At 69.3% G+C, this 16,037-nt stretch carries 21 protein-coding genes; 19 read left to right on the top strand and 2 right to left on the bottom strand.

All coding sequences use genetic code 11. The features are described 5' to 3' along the window. Positions 1-89: 89 nt before the first annotated feature. The 16 genes from rpsH to truA all read left to right on the top strand — a co-directional run bounded on the left by rpsH (position 90) and on the right by truA (position 10,917). Entirely contained in the window at positions 90-488 is a 399-nt protein-coding gene (rpsH, locus tag GBN72_RS12550) for a 30S ribosomal protein S8 (RefSeq protein WP_006130772.1), read from the top strand. A 22-nt stretch (positions 489-510) separates the two neighbouring features. Beyond that, positions 511-1,050, top strand: coding sequence for a 50S ribosomal protein L6 (gene rplF / locus GBN72_RS12545; RefSeq protein ID WP_151771768.1), 540 nt, complete (start codon positions 511-513; stop codon positions 1,048-1,050). A gap of 3 nt (positions 1,051-1,053) precedes the next feature. Next, entirely contained in the window at positions 1,054-1,437 is a 384-nt protein-coding gene (rplR, locus tag GBN72_RS12540) for a 50S ribosomal protein L18 (RefSeq protein WP_151771767.1), read from the top strand. A gap of 46 nt (positions 1,438-1,483) precedes the next feature. Then, positions 1,484-2,089, top strand: coding sequence for a 30S ribosomal protein S5 (gene rpsE, locus GBN72_RS12535; RefSeq protein ID WP_108014598.1), 606 nt, complete (start codon positions 1,484-1,486; stop codon positions 2,087-2,089). Continuing rightward, on the top strand, positions 2,089-2,271 hold the full coding sequence (gene rpmD, locus GBN72_RS12530) for a 50S ribosomal protein L30 (protein ID WP_003974250.1): 183 nt from the start codon (positions 2,089-2,091) through the stop codon (positions 2,269-2,271). The genes rpsE and rpmD overlap by 1 nt, the downstream gene beginning before the upstream one ends. Positions 2,272-2,273: 2 nt before the next feature. Continuing rightward, positions 2,274-2,729, top strand: a complete 456-nt coding sequence (gene rplO / locus GBN72_RS12525) for a 50S ribosomal protein L15 (protein WP_151771766.1) — start codon at positions 2,274-2,276, stop codon at positions 2,727-2,729. 282 nt (positions 2,730-3,011) lie between these two features. Beyond that, positions 3,012-4,325 carry a preprotein translocase subunit SecY gene (gene secY / locus GBN72_RS12520; RefSeq protein ID WP_151771765.1) on the top strand — a complete coding sequence of 438 codons (1,314 nt, stop codon included), beginning with the start codon at positions 3,012-3,014 and terminating at the stop codon, positions 4,323-4,325. Then, positions 4,325-4,978, top strand: coding sequence for an adenylate kinase (locus GBN72_RS12515; protein ID WP_151771764.1), 654 nt, complete (start codon positions 4,325-4,327; stop codon positions 4,976-4,978). The genes secY and GBN72_RS12515 overlap by 1 nt, the downstream gene beginning before the upstream one ends. Before the next feature lie 352 nt (positions 4,979-5,330). Next, entirely contained in the window at positions 5,331-6,170 is an 840-nt protein-coding gene (map, locus tag GBN72_RS12510) for a type I methionyl aminopeptidase (RefSeq protein WP_151771763.1), read from the top strand. Between the two features lie 421 nt (positions 6,171-6,591). Then, positions 6,592-6,813: a translation initiation factor IF-1 gene (infA, locus tag GBN72_RS12500; RefSeq protein ID WP_004927214.1), complete on the top strand. Its 222-nt coding sequence runs from the start codon at positions 6,592-6,594 to the stop codon at positions 6,811-6,813. Between the two features lie 78 nt (positions 6,814-6,891). After that, positions 6,892-7,005, top strand: coding sequence for a 50S ribosomal protein L36 (gene rpmJ / locus GBN72_RS12495; RefSeq protein ID WP_003998809.1), 114 nt, complete (start codon positions 6,892-6,894; stop codon positions 7,003-7,005). A 205-nt stretch (positions 7,006-7,210) separates the two neighbouring features. Next, positions 7,211-7,591, top strand: a complete 381-nt coding sequence (gene rpsM, locus GBN72_RS12490) for a 30S ribosomal protein S13 (RefSeq protein ID WP_151771762.1) — start codon at positions 7,211-7,213, stop codon at positions 7,589-7,591. Positions 7,592-7,656: 65 nt separating this feature from the next. After that, entirely contained in the window at positions 7,657-8,061 is a 405-nt protein-coding gene (rpsK, locus tag GBN72_RS12485; protein ID WP_003956432.1) for a 30S ribosomal protein S11, read from the top strand. Positions 8,062-8,250: 189 nt separating this feature from the next. Beyond that, positions 8,251-9,273, top strand: coding sequence for a DNA-directed RNA polymerase subunit alpha (locus GBN72_RS12480; protein WP_151771761.1), 1,023 nt, complete (start codon positions 8,251-8,253; stop codon positions 9,271-9,273). 180 nt (positions 9,274-9,453) lie between these two features. Then, on the top strand, positions 9,454-9,948 hold the full coding sequence (gene rplQ, locus GBN72_RS12475) for a 50S ribosomal protein L17 (RefSeq protein WP_151771760.1): 495 nt from the start codon (positions 9,454-9,456) through the stop codon (positions 9,946-9,948). Between the two features lie 90 nt (positions 9,949-10,038). Next, positions 10,039-10,917, top strand: coding sequence for a tRNA pseudouridine(38-40) synthase TruA (gene truA, locus GBN72_RS12470; protein WP_151771759.1), 879 nt, complete (start codon positions 10,039-10,041; stop codon positions 10,915-10,917). 224 nt (positions 10,918-11,141) lie between these two features. Here truA and GBN72_RS12465 read toward each other — a convergent pair whose 3' ends face one another. Further along, positions 11,142-12,035, bottom strand: a complete 894-nt coding sequence (locus GBN72_RS12465; protein WP_151771758.1) for a hypothetical protein — start codon at positions 12,033-12,035, stop codon at positions 11,142-11,144. A 259-nt stretch (positions 12,036-12,294) separates the two neighbouring features. On the opposite strand from GBN72_RS12465, the gene rplM reads away from it, so the two are divergent. The 3 genes from rplM to glmM all read left to right on the top strand — a co-directional run bounded on the left by rplM (position 12,295) and on the right by glmM (position 14,893). Then, the gene (rplM, locus tag GBN72_RS12460; protein WP_151771757.1) at positions 12,295-12,738 is read left to right on the top strand and encodes a 50S ribosomal protein L13; all 444 of its coding nucleotides are present in this window, start codon (positions 12,295-12,297) and stop codon (positions 12,736-12,738) included. A 42-nt stretch (positions 12,739-12,780) separates the two neighbouring features. After that, entirely contained in the window at positions 12,781-13,293 is a 513-nt protein-coding gene (gene rpsI, locus GBN72_RS12455; RefSeq protein ID WP_151771756.1) for a 30S ribosomal protein S9, read from the top strand. A 241-nt stretch (positions 13,294-13,534) separates the two neighbouring features. After that, positions 13,535-14,893 (top strand): phosphoglucosamine mutase, encoded by a 1,359-nt coding sequence (gene glmM / locus GBN72_RS12450; RefSeq protein ID WP_151771755.1) that lies wholly within the window; start codon positions 13,535-13,537, stop codon positions 14,891-14,893. Between the two features lie 188 nt (positions 14,894-15,081). Here the strand turns inward: glmM and GBN72_RS12445 are convergent, their stop codons facing one another. Beyond that, positions 15,082-16,029, bottom strand: a complete 948-nt coding sequence (locus GBN72_RS12445) for a DUF389 domain-containing protein (RefSeq protein ID WP_151771754.1) — start codon at positions 16,027-16,029, stop codon at positions 15,082-15,084. Positions 16,030-16,037: the final 8 nt, after the last annotated feature.

Here is a 16,037-nt window from a genome sequence, read left to right as displayed (position 1 = left end):
GGTCCACCGCGCCGCACCCGTCCCGTCTCGGATCGGGGAGAGGGATGGCGCACCAGGAAACCCCGGCGAGAGAGGCCTAAGGCCAATTCATGACCATGACTGATCCGATCGCAGACATGCTCACGCGTCTGCGTAACGCGAACTCGGCATACCACGACACGGTGTCGATGCCGCACTCCAAGATCAAGTCGCACATCGCGGAGATCCTCCAGCAGGAGGGCTTCATCACCGGCTGGAAGGTCGAGGACGCCGAGGTCGGCAAGAACCTCGTCCTCGAGCTGAAGTTCGGCCCGAACCGCGAGCGCTCCATCGCGGGCATCAAGCGGATCTCCAAGCCCGGTCTCCGGGTGTACGCGAAGTCCACCAACCTGCCCAAGGTCCTCGGCGGCCTCGGCGTGGCGATCATCTCCACGTCGCACGGTCTCCTGACCGACAAGCAGGCCGGCAAGAAGGGCGTGGGTGGGGAAGTCCTCGCCTACGTCTGGTAACGGAAGGGAACGAGATACAGCTATGTCGCGTATCGGCAAGCTCCCCATCGCGGTTCCCGCCGGCGTGGATGTCACCATCGACGGCCGTACGGTTGCGGTCAAGGGCCCCAAGGGCTCGCTGACCCACACCGTCGTGGCGCCGATCGAGATCGTCAAGGGCGAGGACGGCACCCTCCAGGTGACCCGCCCCAACGACGAGCGTCAGAACAAGGCCCTGCACGGCCTGTCCCGCACGCTGGTGGCGAACATGATCACCGGCGTGACCCAGGGTTACGTGAAGAAGCTCGAGATCAGCGGTGTCGGTTACCGCGTGACGGCCAAGGGTTCGAACCTCGAGTTCGCGCTCGGCTACTCGCACCCGATCACCGTCGAGGCGCCCGAGGGCATCACCTTCAAGGTGGAGACCCCCACCCGCTTCCAGGTCGAGGGCATCGACAAGCAGAAGGTCGGCGAGGTCGCGGCGAACATCCGCAAGCTGCGCAAGCCCGACCCGTACAAGGCCAAGGGCGTCAAGTACGAGGGCGAAGTCATCCGCCGCAAGGTCGGAAAGGCGGGTAAGTAACCCATGGCATACGGGCAGAAGATCCTGAAGGGCGACGCCTACAAGCGCGCCGCCATCAAGCGTCGGCACATCCGGATCCGCAAGCACATCTCCGGTACCGCCGAGCGTCCCCGTCTCGTCGTGACCCGCTCCAACCGCCACATCGTGGCCCAGGTGATCGACGACATCAAGGGTCACACCCTGGCGTCGGCGTCCACCCTGGACGCTTCGATCCGCGGTGGCGAGAGCGACAAGTCCGCGCAGGCCCAGCAGGTCGGCGCCCTGGTCGCCGAGCGCGCCAAGGCCGCGGGTGTCGAGGCTGTCGTGTTCGACCGTGGTGGCAACCAGTACGCCGGCCGCATCGCGGCCCTGGCGGACGCCGCCCGCGAAGCCGGTCTCAAGTTCTGAGCCGGTTCCGTAGCGAAGCTAGCGGAAACAGAGAGAGGTAATTCCAATGGCTGGACCCCAGCGCCGCGGCAGCGGTGCCGGTGGCGGCGAGCGGCGGGACCGGAAGGGCCGTGACGGCGGCGCAGCTGCCGCCGAGAAGACCGCTTACGTTGAGCGCGTTGTCGCGATCAACCGTGTCGCCAAGGTTGTGAAGGGTGGTCGTCGCTTCAGCTTCACCGCGCTGGTCGTGGTGGGTGACGGTGACGGCACCGTGGGTGTCGGTTACGGCAAGGCCAAGGAGGTGCCGGCCGCCATCGCCAAGGGCGTTGAGGAGGCCAAGAAGCACTTCTTCAAGGTCCCGCGTATCCAGGGCACCATCCCGCACCCCATCCAGGGTGAGAAGGCTGCCGGCGTCGTGCTGCTCAAGCCCGCGTCCCCGGGTACCGGCGTTATCGCCGGTGGTCCGGTGCGCGCCGTGCTCGAGTGCGCCGGTATCCACGACATCCTGTCGAAGTCGCTCGGCTCCGACAACGCGATCAACATCGTGCACGCGACCGTGGCGGCCCTCAAGGGCCTGCAGCGTCCCGAGGAGGTCGCGGCCCGCCGTGGTCTGCCGCTCGAGGACGTCGCTCCCGCGGCTCTCCTTCGTGCGCGTGCCGGGGCAGGTGCGTGATGGCGCAGCTGAAGATCACCCAGGTTAAGTCGTACATCGGCAGCAAGCAGAACCACCGCGACACCCTGCGTTCCCTTGGTCTCAAGGGCATCAACACGCAGGTCGTCAAGGAGGACCGCCCCGAGTTCCGCGGCATGGTGCACACCGTCCGCCACCTCGTGACGGTCGAGGAGGTCGACTGATCATGGCGGAGCAGAACCCGCTCAAGATCCACAACCTCCGTCCCGCCCCGGGCGCCAAGACCGCCAAGACCCGTGTGGGTCGTGGTGAGGCGTCGAAGGGTAAGACGGCCGGTCGTGGTACCAAGGGCACCAAGGCCCGTTACCAGGTTCCGGAGCGCTTCGAGGGTGGCCAGATGCCCCTCCACATGCGTCTCCCGAAGCTCAAGGGCTTCCGGAACCCCTTCAAGACCGAGTTCCAGGTCGTGAACCTGGACAAGCTCGCCGCCCTCTACCCCGAGGGTGGGGAGGTCACCGTTGCCGACCTGGTCGACAAGGGTGCCGTCCGCAAGAACCAGCTCGTCAAGGTCCTCGGCCAGGGCGAGATCTCCGTGGCGCTGCAGGTGACGGTCGACGCCGTCTCCGGCTCCGCCAAGGAGAAGATCACCGCCGCCGGCGGTACGGTCACCGAGCTCGTCTGACGAGTTCCGGGCCCGGCCGACATCGCTGAGATGTCCGGCTGATGTCCGTGTGACCCTGCGATTCCCGACCGGGGATGCCCCACAAATGGGGTATCCCCGGTTGGTCGTTCTCAAGGGCTTGGTGTCGCCGGTAAGGTGACCTCCACTGCCACTCTTCGACCAGTGCTCACACAATGAGCACCGGGCACTCGAAGCGGCGGCGGCCCGTTACATCGTTTGGTATTTGTCGATCCTCAAGACCGTCACCCTTGACGCAGTTGCGCGGGGGTCGCAGGAGGCACCGTGCTCACCGCGTTCGCCCGGGCGTTCAAGACGCCCGACCTGCGCAAGAAGCTGCTCTTCACGCTCGGCATCATCGTCGTCTACCGGGTCGGTACACATATCCCGATTCCCGGCGTGGACTACACGTCCGTCCAGGCGTGTGTGGACCAGATGTCCGGCAACTCCGGGCTGTTCGGCCTGGTCAACATGTTCAGCGGTGGTGCACTGCTGCAGATCACGATCTTCGCGCTCGGCATCATGCCGTACATCACGGCGAGCATCATTCTGCAGCTGCTGACCGTGGTCATCCCGCGTCTCGAGGCCCTGAAGAAGGAGGGCCAGAGCGGTACGGCGAAGATCACCCAGTACACCCGTTACCTGACGATCGCGCTGGCCGTGCTCCAGGGCACCGGCCTGGTGGCGACCGCCCGCAGCGGCGCGCTGTTCAGCGGCTGCACCGTGGCCAACCAGATCGTCCCGGACCGCGCCATCTTCATCACGGTCCTCATGGTCCTCACCATGACGGCCGGCACCGCCGTCGTCATGTGGCTGGGCGAGCTGATCACCGACCGCGGTATCGGCAACGGCATGTCGATCCTGATGTTCATCTCGATCGCCGCGACCTTCCCGGCCGCGCTCTGGGCCATCAAGGAGCAGGGCACCCTGGCCGACGGCTGGATCGAGTTCGGCACCGTGATGCTGGTCGGCTTCGTCATGGTCGGCCTGGTGGTCTTCGTCGAGCAGGCGCAGCGCCGCATTCCCGTCCAGTACGCGAAGCGGATGATCGGCCGGCGTTCCTACGGCGGCACGTCGACCTACATTCCTCTCAAGGTCAACCAGGCGGGTGTGATCCCGGTCATCTTCGCCTCGTCGCTGCTCTACATCCCGGCCCTGGTGGCCCAGTTCTCCAGCGGCACCTCCGGCTGGAAGACGTGGATCCAGGCGCACCTTGTGCAGGGCGATGACCCGATTTACATCGCCATGTACTTCCTGCTGATCGTCTTCTTCGCCTTCTTCTACGTGGCCATCACCTTCAACCCCGAAGAAGTCGCCGACAACATGAAGAAGTATGGTGGGTTCATCCCGGGCATCCGGGCTGGCCGACCGACCGCTGAGTACCTCAGCTATGTGCTCAACCGGATCACCTGGCCGGGTTCGCTGTACCTGGGTCTGATCGCTCTCGTGCCGACAATGGCGTTGGCCGGTTTCGGGGCAAACCAGAACTTCCCGTTCGGTGGCACCAGCATCCTGATCATCGTGGGTGTCGGCCTCGAAACGGTGAAGCAGATCGAGAGCCAGCTCCAGCAGCGCAATTACGAAGGGTTCCTCCGCTGATGCGAATCGTCCTCGTCGGGCCGCCTGGTGCCGGTAAGGGAACGCAGGCCGCGTTCCTGGCCGCGAACCTCTCCATCCCGCACATCTCCACGGGCGACCTGTTCCGGGCCAACATCGGCCAGCAGACGGAGCTGGGCAAGCTGGCGAAGTCCTACATGGACAAGGGCGAACTGGTACCGGACGAGGTCACCATCGCCATGGCCAAGGACCGCATGGAGCAGGCGGACGCCGTGGACGGCTTCCTCCTCGACGGCTTCCCCCGCAACGTCTCGCAGGCGCAGGCTCTGGACGGGATGCTCTCCGAGGGCGGTATGAAGCTCGACGCGGTGCTGGACCTCGAGGTCCCCGAGGACGAGATCGTGAAGCGGATCGCCGGCCGGCGCATCTGCCGCAAGGACTCCGCGCACGTCTTCCACGCCACCTACAACCCGCCGAAGACCGAGGGCGTCTGCGACGTCTGCGGCGGCGAGCTGTACCAGCGGGACGACGACACCGAGGACACGGTGCGCAAGCGCCTGGAGGTCTACCACACGCAGACCGAGCCGATCATCGACTACTACCGGGCGCAGGACCTGGTCGTGACGATCGAGGCGCTCGGCAAGGTGGACGAGGTCACGGCGCGGGCGATGTCCGCGCTGAAGGCCGGCGAGTAGTACTCGCCACCCGCACGACAACGCGGAGGCCGCGGTTCCCCCTGGGGGCCGCGGCCTCCGCGTTTCCTCCGGACGTCCCGTACCGGACGTCCCGTACCGGACGTCCCGTACCGGACGTGCCGTGCCGGGGGGCCGGGGTGCCGGGTACGGGTGCGCACGGGGTGCCTGGGGGCTCGGGCGGCACGGGTGTCCGGGCGGCCAGGGTGGCCCAGCGGGACCGGTGCCTCCAAAGCGCTGCGTGCGCGCGCGGGGCCGGGCTGTCACGGTGGGCGCCGGGAACACGTATCGTTGGTGGTGTACGTACAGGACGAAACCCAACGTCGGTCACGGCGGAGAAAGGCCCGTAGCGCTCATGGTGCAGATCAAGACCCCGGAGCAGATCGCCAAGATGCGCGAGGCGGGCCTTGTCGTCGCCGCCGTGCACGCGGCCACCCGGGAGGCCGCGGTTCCCGGCTCCACGACGCGTGACCTGGACGAGGTGGCCCGCAAGGTCCTGGCCGAGCACGGCGCCAAGTCGAACTTCCTCGGCTACGGCGGCTTCCCCGCGACGATCTGCACCTCGGTGAACGAGGTCGTCGTCCACGGCATCCCGTCCGACGAGGTGGTCCTCAAGGACGGCGACGTCATCTCCATCGACGCGGGCGCCATCATCGACGGCTGGCACGCGGACGCCGCGTACACCTGCTTCGTGGGCTCCGGCCACCTGCCCGAGCTGCACGAGCTCTCCCGGGTGACCGAGGAGTCGATGTGGGCCGGCATCGCGGCCATGAAGCAGGGCAACCGGCTGGTCGACGTCTCCCGCGCGATCGAGACCTACATCCGCCGCCAGCCGAAGCCGGGCGGCGGCAAGTACGGCATCGTCGAGGACTACGGCGGCCACGGCATCGGCACCGAGATGCACATGGACCCGCACCTGCTGAACTACGTCGAGCGGCGCCGCGGCAAGGGCCCGAAGCTGGTCACCGGCTTCTGCCTGGCCATCGAGCCGATGGTGTCGCTGGGCACGCCGAAGACCAAGGTCCTCTCCGACGACTGGACGGTCATCACCACCGACGGCACCTGGTCCTCGCACTGGGAGCACTCCGTCGCGCTGACCGAGGCGGGTCCGCTGGTCCTCACGGCGCCGGACGCCGGCCGCGCCAAGCTGGCAGAGCACGGCATCACCGCGGCGCCGGACCCGCTGTCCGCCTGAGCCCTGCCGGGCGCCCTGTCCCGGCCCCGGCCCCGGCCCCTGCCCCTGCCGCTGCCCCTGCCTCTGTCGTTGCCCCACCCCGCCGGTCGTGCGGGGTTCGGCGGGCCCGGGGGCGGGGCGCGGTCCGTTCGGCCGGCCCGAATGCCCGCCCCTCGGCCCGAGTGCCCGCCGCCGGCCCGGCGGGGACGCGCCGGGCGCCCGCCGCGTGCCCTTCCGCGGGGCCTCGCCCCGGCGCGTGCAGGACGCCGTGCCGCTGTCCGTCGCCGCTATCCGGCATAAGGATCACGCGGATGGGGCATTCTTCCCCGATTCGTATTTCACGGGGCCCTGACGTAGACTGACTCGTCGGCTCCCGTGCACCCGCATGTCCGTATGCGCTTCGCGCGGGGTCGATCAAGGTAGTCGATTCGAAGGGCGAAGCGTGGCCAAGAAGCAAGGTGCCATCGAGATCGAGGGCACTGTCGTCGAGTCTCTGCCGAACGCCATGTTCAGGGTCGAGCTCCAGAACGGCCACCAGGTCCTGGCTCACATCAGCGGCAAGATGCGTATGCACTACATCCGCATCCTCCCTGACGACCGGGTCGTGGTGGAGCTGTCTCCGTACGACCTGACGCGTGGCCGGATCGTCTACCGGTACAAGTAGATCTGCCTGCACTCCGTGCATCCGTCCGGCTTGGACGGTCCGCGCGGGTGGTGGCACTGACCCGGAGAACCTCATCCCATGAAGGTCAAGCCGAGCGTCAAGAAGATCTGCGACAAGTGCAGGGTGATCCGCCGTCACGGTCGGGTCATGGTCATCTGCGAGAACCCGCGCCACAAGCAGCGCCAGGGCTGACGCACTGACCTCCCCTCTGCTTCCGCAGAGTCTTCGCGCGACGCGAGCAAATTGTCATACGCAGGACCCGGAACCGTCTCGTCGGTTCCGACACCCCCGGTCGGAGGCTGGGGACCCGTCCCGTACCGACCCCGTGAAACGGCGGGGAACGGCGGGCGGGGGCCGGTTCTGCTGCAGACCTCCGACAACCAACTGGAGCCATTGAATGGCACGCGTTTCCGGTGTTGACATCCCGCGCGAAAAGCGCGTGGAGGTCGCCCTCACCTACGTGTTCGGCATCGGCCGGACCCTCTCCCAGCAGACGCTGGCCGCGACGGGCATCGACCCGAACATCCGTGTTCGCGACCTCTCCGAGGAGCAGCTCGTCGCGATCCGCGAGTACGTGGACGCCAACATCAAGACCGAGGGTGACCTCCGTCGCGAGGTTGCGGCCGACATCCGCCGCAAGGTCGAGATCGGCTCGTACCAGGGTCTGCGTCACCGTCGTGGCCTGCCGGTCCGCGGCCAGCGCACCAGCACGAACGCCCGTACCCGCAAGGGCCCGCGTCGCGCCATCGCCGGCAAGAAGAAGCCGGGCAAGAAGTAGTCCGCAGCGGACGACTGTCCACGGTCTTCGCTGTAGGACCGACCACCTCCCGTAGGAGATAAGACATGCCCCCCAAGGGACGTCAGGGCGCTGCCAAGAAGGTGCGCCGCAAGGAAAAGAAGAACGTCGCTCACGGCCACGCGCACATCAAGAGCACGTTCAACAACACGATCGTCTCGATCACGGACCCGTCCGGCAACGTGATCTCCTGGGCCTCCGCCGGCCACGTCGGCTTCAAGGGCTCGCGCAAGTCCACCCCGTTCGCCGCGCAGATGGCCGCCGAGTCGGCCGCGCGTCGCGCGCAGGAGCACGGCATGCGCAAGGTCGACGTCTTCGTCAAGGGTCCCGGCTCCGGCCGTGAGACCGCGATCCGCTCCCTCCAGGCCACCGGCCTCGAGGTGGGTTCGATCCAGGACGTCACCCCCACCCCGCACAACGGCTGCCGTCCGCCGAAGCGTCGTCGCGTCTGATCCGCTGCCGGGTTCTCCCGGCTGCCGGTCGCCGCGTGCGACGCCCGTGAGGGCTTGAGGTGCCGGGCGGTACGACTCCGTGAGGGGGCGTGCCGCCCGTATCCTTGCAGTACCCGTGCCTCGGCAATGGGCACGGTTTTGTCGGACGTCAAATAGCGGGCGTCCACGAAAGAAGGATCTGATCCAAGAATGCTGATCGCTCAGCGTCCCTCGTTGACCGAAGAGGTCGTCGACGAGTTCCGCTCCCGGTTCGTGATCGAGCCGCTGGAGCCGGGCTTCGGTTACACCCTCGGCAACTCCCTGCGTCGTACCCTCCTCTCCTCGATCCCGGGTGCGGCGGTCACGTCCATCCGCATCGACGGCGTGCTGCACGAGTTCACCACCGTGCCGGGCGTCAAGGAGGACGTCACCGACCTGATCCTCAACATCAAGCAGCTGGTCGTCTCCTCGGAGCACGACGAGCCGGTCGTGATGTACCTGCGCAAGCAGGGCCCGGGTCTGGTCACCGCCGCCGACATCGCGCCCCCGGCCGGTGTCGAGGTGCACAACCCCGACCTGGTTCTGGCCTCGCTGAACGGCAAGGGCAAGCTGGAGATGGAGCTGACCGTCGAGCGCGGTCGCGGCTACGTCTCCGCCGTCCAGAACAAGCAGGCCGGCCAGGAGATCGGCCGCATCCCGGTCGACTCGATCTACTCGCCGGTCCTCAAGGTCACCTACAAGGTCGAGGCGACCCGAGTCGAGCAGCGCACCGACTTCGACAAGCTGATCGTCGACGTCGAGACCAAGCAGGCCATGCGTCCGCGTGACGCCATGGCGTCGGCCGGCAAGACCCTGGTCGAGCTGTTCGGTCTGGCCCGCGAGCTCAACGTCGACGCCGAGGGCATCGACATGGGCCCGTCCCCGACGGACGCCGCCCTGGCCGCCGACCTGGCGCTGCCGATCGAGGAGCTCGAGCTCACCGTTCGGTCGTACAACTGCCTCAAGCGCGAGGGCATCCACTCCGTGGGTGAGCTCGTCGCCCGCTCCGAGGCCGACCTGCTGGACATCCGCAACTTCGGCGCGAAGTCCATCGACGAGGTCAAGGCGAAGCTGGCCGGCATGGGCCTGGCCCTCAAGGACAGCCCGCCCGGATTCGACCCGACCGCCGCCGCCGACGCGTTCGGCGCGGACGACGACTCGGACGCCGGGTTCGTCGAGACCGAGCAGTACTGACCGTCTCCTGTGGCGGGGTCCCCGGACCCCGCCACAGGCACGGTCCGCACCCTTCGGGACGCCGTACCCTGGGGTGCTGTTCACTCTTCCGGGTTCGTCCCGGATCTTCGACGGGCGACCGCCCGCTCGGATACTGACTCCGGTACCTGATACGGCCGGGGCAGACACCTAGGAGAAGACATGCCGAAGCCCACCAAGGGTGCCCGTCTGGGCGGCAGCGCCGCGCACGAGAAGCTGCTCCTCGCGAACCTCGCCAAGAGCCTCTTCGAGCACGGCCGCATCACCACCACCGAGGCCAAGGCGCGCCGTCTGCGCCCGTACGCCGAGCGTCTGGTCACCAAGGCGAAGAAGGGTGACCTTCACAACCGCCGCCAGGTGCTCTCGGTGATCACGGACAAGAGCATCGTCCACACGCTCTTCACCGAGATCGGCCCGCGCTACGAGAACCGCCCCGGTGGTTACACGCGCATCACCAAGATCGGTAACCGCCGTGGCGACAACGCGCCCATGGCCGTCATCGAGCTGGTGGAGGCCCTGACCGTGGCCCAGCAGGCCACCGGCGAGGCCGAGGCCGCCACCAAGCGCGCCGTCAAGGAGGACGAGGCCAAGCAGGCCGAGGCCACCGAGACGAACGAGGCCACCGAGGCTCCGGCCGAGGAGTCCAAGGACGCCTGATTCGGCGCCCTGGCTGACGCCTGACGCGAGCGGGTCCGCCCTTCCGGGGCGGGCCCGCTTTCGCGTGCGGGGACCTGAGAGGATCGAAGGGTGAGCGACGAAGTACAGCCCGGGTTCGTCCGGGTGCGGCTGGACCTGTCCTACGACGGGTCCGGCTTCCACGGCTGGGCCAAGCAGGCCGGCGGGAAGCGGACCGTGCAGGGCGAGATCGAGGACGCGCTGCGCACCGTGACCCGGTCGCGGGAGACGACGTACGAGCTGACCGTGGCCGGCCGCACCGATGCCGGGGTGCACGCCCGGGGGCAGGTCGCCCACGTCGACCTTCCGGAGGAGCTGTGGGCCGAGCACCGGGAGAAGCTGCTCAAGCGGCTCGCCGGGCGGCTCTCCCGGGACGTGCGGATCTGGTCCGCCGTCGAGGCGCCCGCCGGGTTCAACGCGCGGTTCTCCGCGATCTGGCGCCGGTACGCCTACCGCGTCACGGACGCCCCCGGCGGCGTCGACCCGCTGCTGCGCGGGCACGTGCTGTGGCACGACTGGCCCCTGGACGTCGCCGCGATGAACGAGGCGGCCAAGGCGCTGCTCGGCGAGCACGATTTCGCCGCGTACTGCAAGAAGCGGGAGGGCGCCACCACCATCCGCACCCTCCAGGAGCTCAGCCTGGTACGCGGGGACGACGGGATCGTCACCGCGACGGTGCGGGCGGACGCCTTCTGCCACAACATGGTGCGCTCGCTGATCGGCGCCCTGCTGTTCGTCGGCGACGGGCACCGGCCGGTCGAGTGGCCCGGGAAGGTGCTGGCGGCCGGGGTGCGGGACTCCGCCGTGCACGTGGTGCGGCCGCACGGGCTGACGCTGGAGGAGGTCGGCTATCCGGCCGACGACCAGCTCGCCGCGCGGAACCTGGCCGCCCGCAACCGGCGGACCCTGCCGGGCGCGGCGGCGGTCGAGGGCTGCGTCACCTGCGACTGAGGTGCCGCGCGGGCTCCACGGCGTCGGGGCGCTCCCCGGGGCGGGGCCGGGGCGCTCCACCGGGGCCGGGGCGCGCTCCCCGGGCCCCCGGGGAGGGCACGGACGGGCCGTGGGCGGCCGGGGCGCCGCCGAGGACCGGCTCCTCCCGGCCCGGGCCCCGCGTGAGGTTCTGGGGCTGGGCGCCGGGTCACGGGGCAGACCGTGCCCCGTGACCCCGGCGCGGGTCAGGCCGCCGGGGCCGCGGTGGCCTGCGCCTCGCCGCGGCGGTGGATCTGCTGGAAGGTGTAGTGGGCGAGCTGGTCGCCCGCGTCGAAGACCTTCCTGTCCTGCGCGGTGACGTCCTTGCCGCCGGCGAAGCCGGTGATCGTGAAGTAGGCGTACCGCCCGTAGGAATTGATGGTGGTGCGGCAGACCGCGCCGTCGCAGAACGGTTTCACCCCCTTACCGGACAGCGGCTCGATGATGGCGGCCTTGTCGGCCTGGCCGCGGGCCGCCGTGGCGTCCTCGGCGGTGTCGAAGACGGCGACGCCGACGGTGACGGCCACGCCGTCACGGGTCCAGGTGGCGCGGAGCATCTTCGTGCAGCCGTTGGCGTTCAGCACGGCCGGCAGGGTGTGCTGGGCGGCGGAGGCGCAGTCGGTGGTCTCGGCGGACGGTCCCCTGACGTAGGACGCCTGGCCGAGGGCCAGCTCGCCGCCGGCCTTGCCCGGGAAGAGCGCGGCGGGGGAGAGCGGGGCGGTGTCCTTGCGGGAGTCCGCCAGGATCTCCTCCGGGTCCAGCGGCGGGGGCGCGCTGGTGGGCGCGAACGAGGGCGTGCCGGTGGAGGCCGACGCGCCGCCGGAACCGCCGGCGGTGGACGGTTCCTCCCCGCCGCGGGTCAGGAGCACCGCGGTGACCGCGCCGGCGGCGACGACCGCGGCCGCGGCGCCCGCGGCGATGATCCGGCGGCGTTTGGCCTTGGCCGCGGAGGTGTCGGCGAGGGCTTCCCAGTCGGGTCCCCCTGATGCGTCGGTGCCGCCCTGCGACCACGGCTGAGGCGCGACGGCGTCCGGCTGCTGCGATTGGGGCTTCCAAGGGTCCCACTGCTGTGGCCCAGGCCCCCCCTGCCCATAACTCATGCCGCGCATCCTAGACGGGCCGCCGCGCGGGGCGTGAAGCGCGGGCGTTTTGACCCATGGGCGGGGCGGAGGGTAGCCTGCATGTTCGTTGTGTATTGGCTTGCTCATTCTCACGGGACGGGCCCTTACACCGGTCCACCGGGCCGATGACCAGCGACCAGCACGCGGTATGCGTCACCGCAGTGCGGTCAGGGCTGTCGTGATCGCTTCGGTGACCTTGTCTAGGACCATTCACTGAAGATAGCGAAGGCCACGAACCGTGCGTACGTTCAGCCCCAAGCCCGGCGATATCACCCGCCAGTGGCACGTCATTGACGCCCAGGACGTCGTCCTCGGCCGTCTGGCGTCCACCGCTGCCTCCCTCCTGCGGGGCAAGCACAAGCCGATCTACGCGCCCCACGTCGACGCTGGTGACTTCGTCATCATCATCAACGCGGACAAGGTGCACCTGTCCGGCAACAAGAAGACCCAGAAGATGGCCTACCGCCACTCCGGCTACCCGGGCGGTCTGCGTTCGGTTCGTTACGACGAGCTGCTCGCGAAGAACCCGGAGAAGGCCATCGAGAAGGCCGTCAAGGGCATGCTCCCCAAGAACACCCTGGGCCGTCAGATGCTCTCCAAGCTGAAGGTCTACTCGGGCGAGAACCACCCGCACGCTGCCCAGCAGCCGGTTCCGTTCGAGATCACCCAGGTCGCGCAGTAAGTACGGCCACCCCCTAAGCCTGAAGAGAATCTGAGGAGAATCGTGGCCGAGACCACTGCCGAGCAGCCGCTCGAAGAGCTTGACATCGACAGCTACACCACCGAGTCCGAGGTCCCCGTCGAGGGTGAGTACACCTCGGAGTCCATGGCCTCCCGCTTCGGCGAGCCCCAGCCGGCCGCCGGCCTGGGCCGTCGCAAGAACGCCATCGCCCGTGTCCGGATCGTCCCGGGCACCGGCAAGTGGAAGATCAACGGTCGCACCCTCGAGGACTACTTCCCGAACAAGGTGCACCAGCAGGAAGTCAACGAGCCCTTCAAGGTGCTCGAGCTCGAGGGCCGCTACGACGTCATCGCCCGCATCGCGGGTGGCGGCGTCTCCGGCCAGGCCGGTGCGCTCCGTCTGGGTGTCGCCCGTGCGCTGAACGAGGCGGACGTCGACAACAACCGTGGCGCGCTGAAGAAGGCCGGCTTCCTGAGCCGCGACGCGCGTGCCGTCGAGCGCAAGAAGGCCGGTCTGAAGAAGGCCCGTAAGGCCCCGCAGTACAGCAAGCGCTAAACCCGGCGCTGCCTGTACGTACGGCAGACCCGCAGTACGTCCGAACGCCCCGGCGGCACTCACTTTGTGCCGCCGGGGCGTTCGTTTATCAGCGGCGACAGTCATATAAGGGAACAATGTGCTGTAAGGCTCATAGGGCCTCTGGTGCGGCGTTCGTCACGATGCAGAACTTCCGACGCGGCACCTGCGACGCAGCCCCTGCGGCGCAGCACATCTGATGCAGCACTTCTCTGGAGGACCAGTGGGACGACTCTTCGGCACGGACGGTGTACGGGGTGTCGCCAACGCGGACCTGACGGCCGAGCTCGCGCTCGGTCTCTCCGTGGCGGCGGCGCACGTACTGGCCGAGGCGGGCACCTTCGAGGGGCATCGCCCCAAGGCGGTCGTCGGACGGGACCCGCGCGCGTCCGGAGAGTTCCTGGAGGCCGCCGTGGTGGCCGGTCTCGCCAGTGCGGGTGTGGACGTGCTCAAGGTGGGCGTACTGCCCACACCGGCGGTCGCCCACCTGACCGGTGTGCTCGGCGCGGACCTCGGCGTGATGCTCTCCGCCAGCCACAACGCCATGCCCGACAACGGCATCAAGTTCTTCGCCCGCGGTGGCCACAAGCTGGCCGACGAGCTCGAGGACCGCATCGAGGCCGTCTACCGCGAGCACAGCACCGGCGCCCCGTGGGACCGGCCGACCGGTGCGGGCGTCGGCCGGGTCGGCGAGCACCTGGAGGGCCTGGAGACCTACGTCGCCCACCTGCTCGGCGTGCTCCCCAACCGGCTCGACGGCCTGACGGTCGTGCTCGACGAGGCGCACGGCGCCGCGTCCCGGGTCTCCCCGGCCGCCTTCGAGCGGGCCGGCGCCCGGGTCGTCACGATCGGCGCCGAGCCGGACGGCCTCAACATCAACGACGGCTACGGCTCCACCCACCTCGGCAAGCTCAAGGCCGCGGTCGTCGAGCACGGCGCGGACCTGGGCATCGCGCACGACGGCGACGCCGACCGGTGCCTCGCGGTCGACCACACCGGCGAGGAGGTCGACGGGGACCAGATCCTGGCGATCCTCGCCCTGGCGATGCGGGAGCGCGGCGTGCTGCGCGCCGACACCGTGGTCGCGACGGTGATGTCCAACCTGGGCTTCAAGCTCGCCATGGAGCGCGAGGGCATCCAGCTCGTCCAGACCGCGGTCGGCGACCGCTACGTGCTGGAGGAGATGAAGGAGCACGGCTTCGCGCTGGGCGGTGAGCAGTCCGGCCACGTGATCGCCCTCGACCACGCCACCACCGGCGACGGCACCCTCACCGGGCTGCTGCTCGCGGCCCGGATCGCGGCGAGCGGGCGTCCGCTGCGCGAGCTGGCCTCGGTGATGGAGCGGCTGCCGCAGGTGCTGGTGAACGTGCGCGACGTCGACAAGGCGCGCGTCTCCACCTCCGCCGAGCTGGCCGCCGCCGTGGACGAGGCGGAGCGCGAGCTGGGCACCACCGGGCGGGTGCTGCTGCGGCCGTCCGGCACCGAGCCGCTGGTGCGGGTGATGGTCGAGGCGGCCGACATCCACCAGGCGGAGTCGGTGGCCGGACGGCTGGCCGACGTCGTCAAGTCCGCGCTGGGCTGACACGGGCGTACGGGAGGGGCGGCGGGCCGGACGCGGCCCGTGCGCCTTTTCGTGCTGCGTCTTCCGTGCTGCGCCTGCCCGTGCCGTGCCGCTTCGTGCGCGCCGTGCCGCGCTGCTTCGTGCCCGCCGTGCCGCGCTGCTTCGTGCCGTGCCGCGCAGCCTTTTGCGCGCCGTGCCGCGCGGCCGGTTCAGGGCGTGCCGGTGAGGGGGCGGCGGCGGAGCCTGCGGGACCAGCTCGCCTTCTGGATCAGCAGGGTCAGCGTGCCCGCCAGGACGATGCCGCCCAGGTTCACCAGGAGCTGGAGCGACGACCCCCACGCCTGCCCGTAGTAGTCGTACTCGAAGGCGACGGCGGCGTTGGCGGCCGCCGGGACCGTGGTCACCGAGATGGCGACGCCGACCAGGGCGCCCGACTTGGCCGAGGTCAGCGAGAGCATCCCCGCGCAGCCCGCCAGCAGGGCGACCACGAAGGAGAAGGCGTCCGGCGCGTAGATGAACGCGGTGTTGGGCCGCTCCGCCGCGAGCTGCTCGGCGCTGAAGAGGCCCAGTCCGGTCATCAGGAAGCTGAACAGCACCGTCAGGGCCATGGCCACCGCGAAACCGCCCAGCAGCGCGATCAGCGAGCGCACCGCCAGCCGCGGCGCGGGCCTGACCAGTGCCGTGCAGAACCCTGCGAGCGGGCCGAACTCCGGGCCCACCGCCATGGCGCCCACGATCAGCACCGCGTTGTCCAGCACCACACCGCAGGCCGCGATCATGGTGGCCAGTGACAGGAAGGCCACGTAGGTCCAGGAGAAGCTGGACTCCTCGTGCGTGGCCTCCTCCAGCTGGTCCCAGACCACCGCGTCGGCGCCCTCGCCGGGTGCCTCCTCCTCGGCCCGGTCCGCGTGCCGGGAGAGGGACAGGTCCAGGTTGTCGGCGCTGATGGAGCCCTCCTGGTCGAGGCCGATCGCACGCAGGCCGGCGATCACCTCGTCGGCGGCCTCACGGGCGACGTCCACCGTCATCAGGTCGCCCGCCGGTTCCCTGGCCGCCCCGGGGAGGACGACCAGATGGGTGCAGCCGGCGGTCTTGCGGAGGAGTGCGATCACCTCGTCCGTCCGCGCGGACGGTGTGATCAGTCGCAGGTGCAGCATGCGCGGCA

The organism is Streptomyces abyssomicinicus (assembly GCF_008974245.1).
In the GTDB taxonomy this organism is placed as follows: domain Bacteria; phylum Actinomycetota; class Actinomycetes; order Streptomycetales; family Streptomycetaceae; genus Streptomyces; species Streptomyces abyssomicinicus.
This window is presented reverse-complemented; position numbering and strand designations above follow the sequence as displayed.

Coding starts and splice junctions, on each gene's coding strand:
- rplR (WP_151771767.1), top strand. CDS start 1,054: ATGGCATACGGGCAGAAGATCCTGAAGGGCGACGCCTACAAGCGCGCC.
- rpsM (WP_151771762.1), top strand. CDS start 7,211: ATGGCACGCGTTTCCGGTGTTGACATCCCGCGCGAAAAGCGCGTGGAG.
- rplF (WP_151771768.1), top strand. CDS start 511: ATGTCGCGTATCGGCAAGCTCCCCATCGCGGTTCCCGCCGGCGTGGAT.
- rplO (WP_151771766.1), top strand. CDS start 2,274: ATGGCGGAGCAGAACCCGCTCAAGATCCACAACCTCCGTCCCGCCCCG.
- map (WP_151771763.1), top strand. CDS start 5,331: ATGGTGCAGATCAAGACCCCGGAGCAGATCGCCAAGATGCGCGAGGCG.
- GBN72_RS12445 (WP_151771754.1), bottom strand. CDS start 16,029: ATGCTGCACCTGCGACTGATCACACCGTCCGCGCGGACGGACGAGGTG.
- rpmJ (WP_003998809.1), top strand. CDS start 6,892: ATGAAGGTCAAGCCGAGCGTCAAGAAGATCTGCGACAAGTGCAGGGTG.
- GBN72_RS12480 (WP_151771761.1), top strand. CDS start 8,251: ATGCTGATCGCTCAGCGTCCCTCGTTGACCGAAGAGGTCGTCGACGAG.
- GBN72_RS12515 (WP_151771764.1), top strand. CDS start 4,325: ATGCGAATCGTCCTCGTCGGGCCGCCTGGTGCCGGTAAGGGAACGCAG.
- rpsE (WP_108014598.1), top strand. CDS start 1,484: ATGGCTGGACCCCAGCGCCGCGGCAGCGGTGCCGGTGGCGGCGAGCGG.
- GBN72_RS12465 (WP_151771758.1), bottom strand. CDS start 12,035: ATGAGTTATGGGCAGGGGGGGCCTGGGCCACAGCAGTGGGACCCTTGG.
- rplQ (WP_151771760.1), top strand. CDS start 9,454: ATGCCGAAGCCCACCAAGGGTGCCCGTCTGGGCGGCAGCGCCGCGCAC.
- rpsK (WP_003956432.1), top strand. CDS start 7,657: ATGCCCCCCAAGGGACGTCAGGGCGCTGCCAAGAAGGTGCGCCGCAAG.
- rpmD (WP_003974250.1), top strand. CDS start 2,089: ATGGCGCAGCTGAAGATCACCCAGGTTAAGTCGTACATCGGCAGCAAG.
- rpsH (WP_006130772.1), top strand. CDS start 90: ATGACCATGACTGATCCGATCGCAGACATGCTCACGCGTCTGCGTAAC.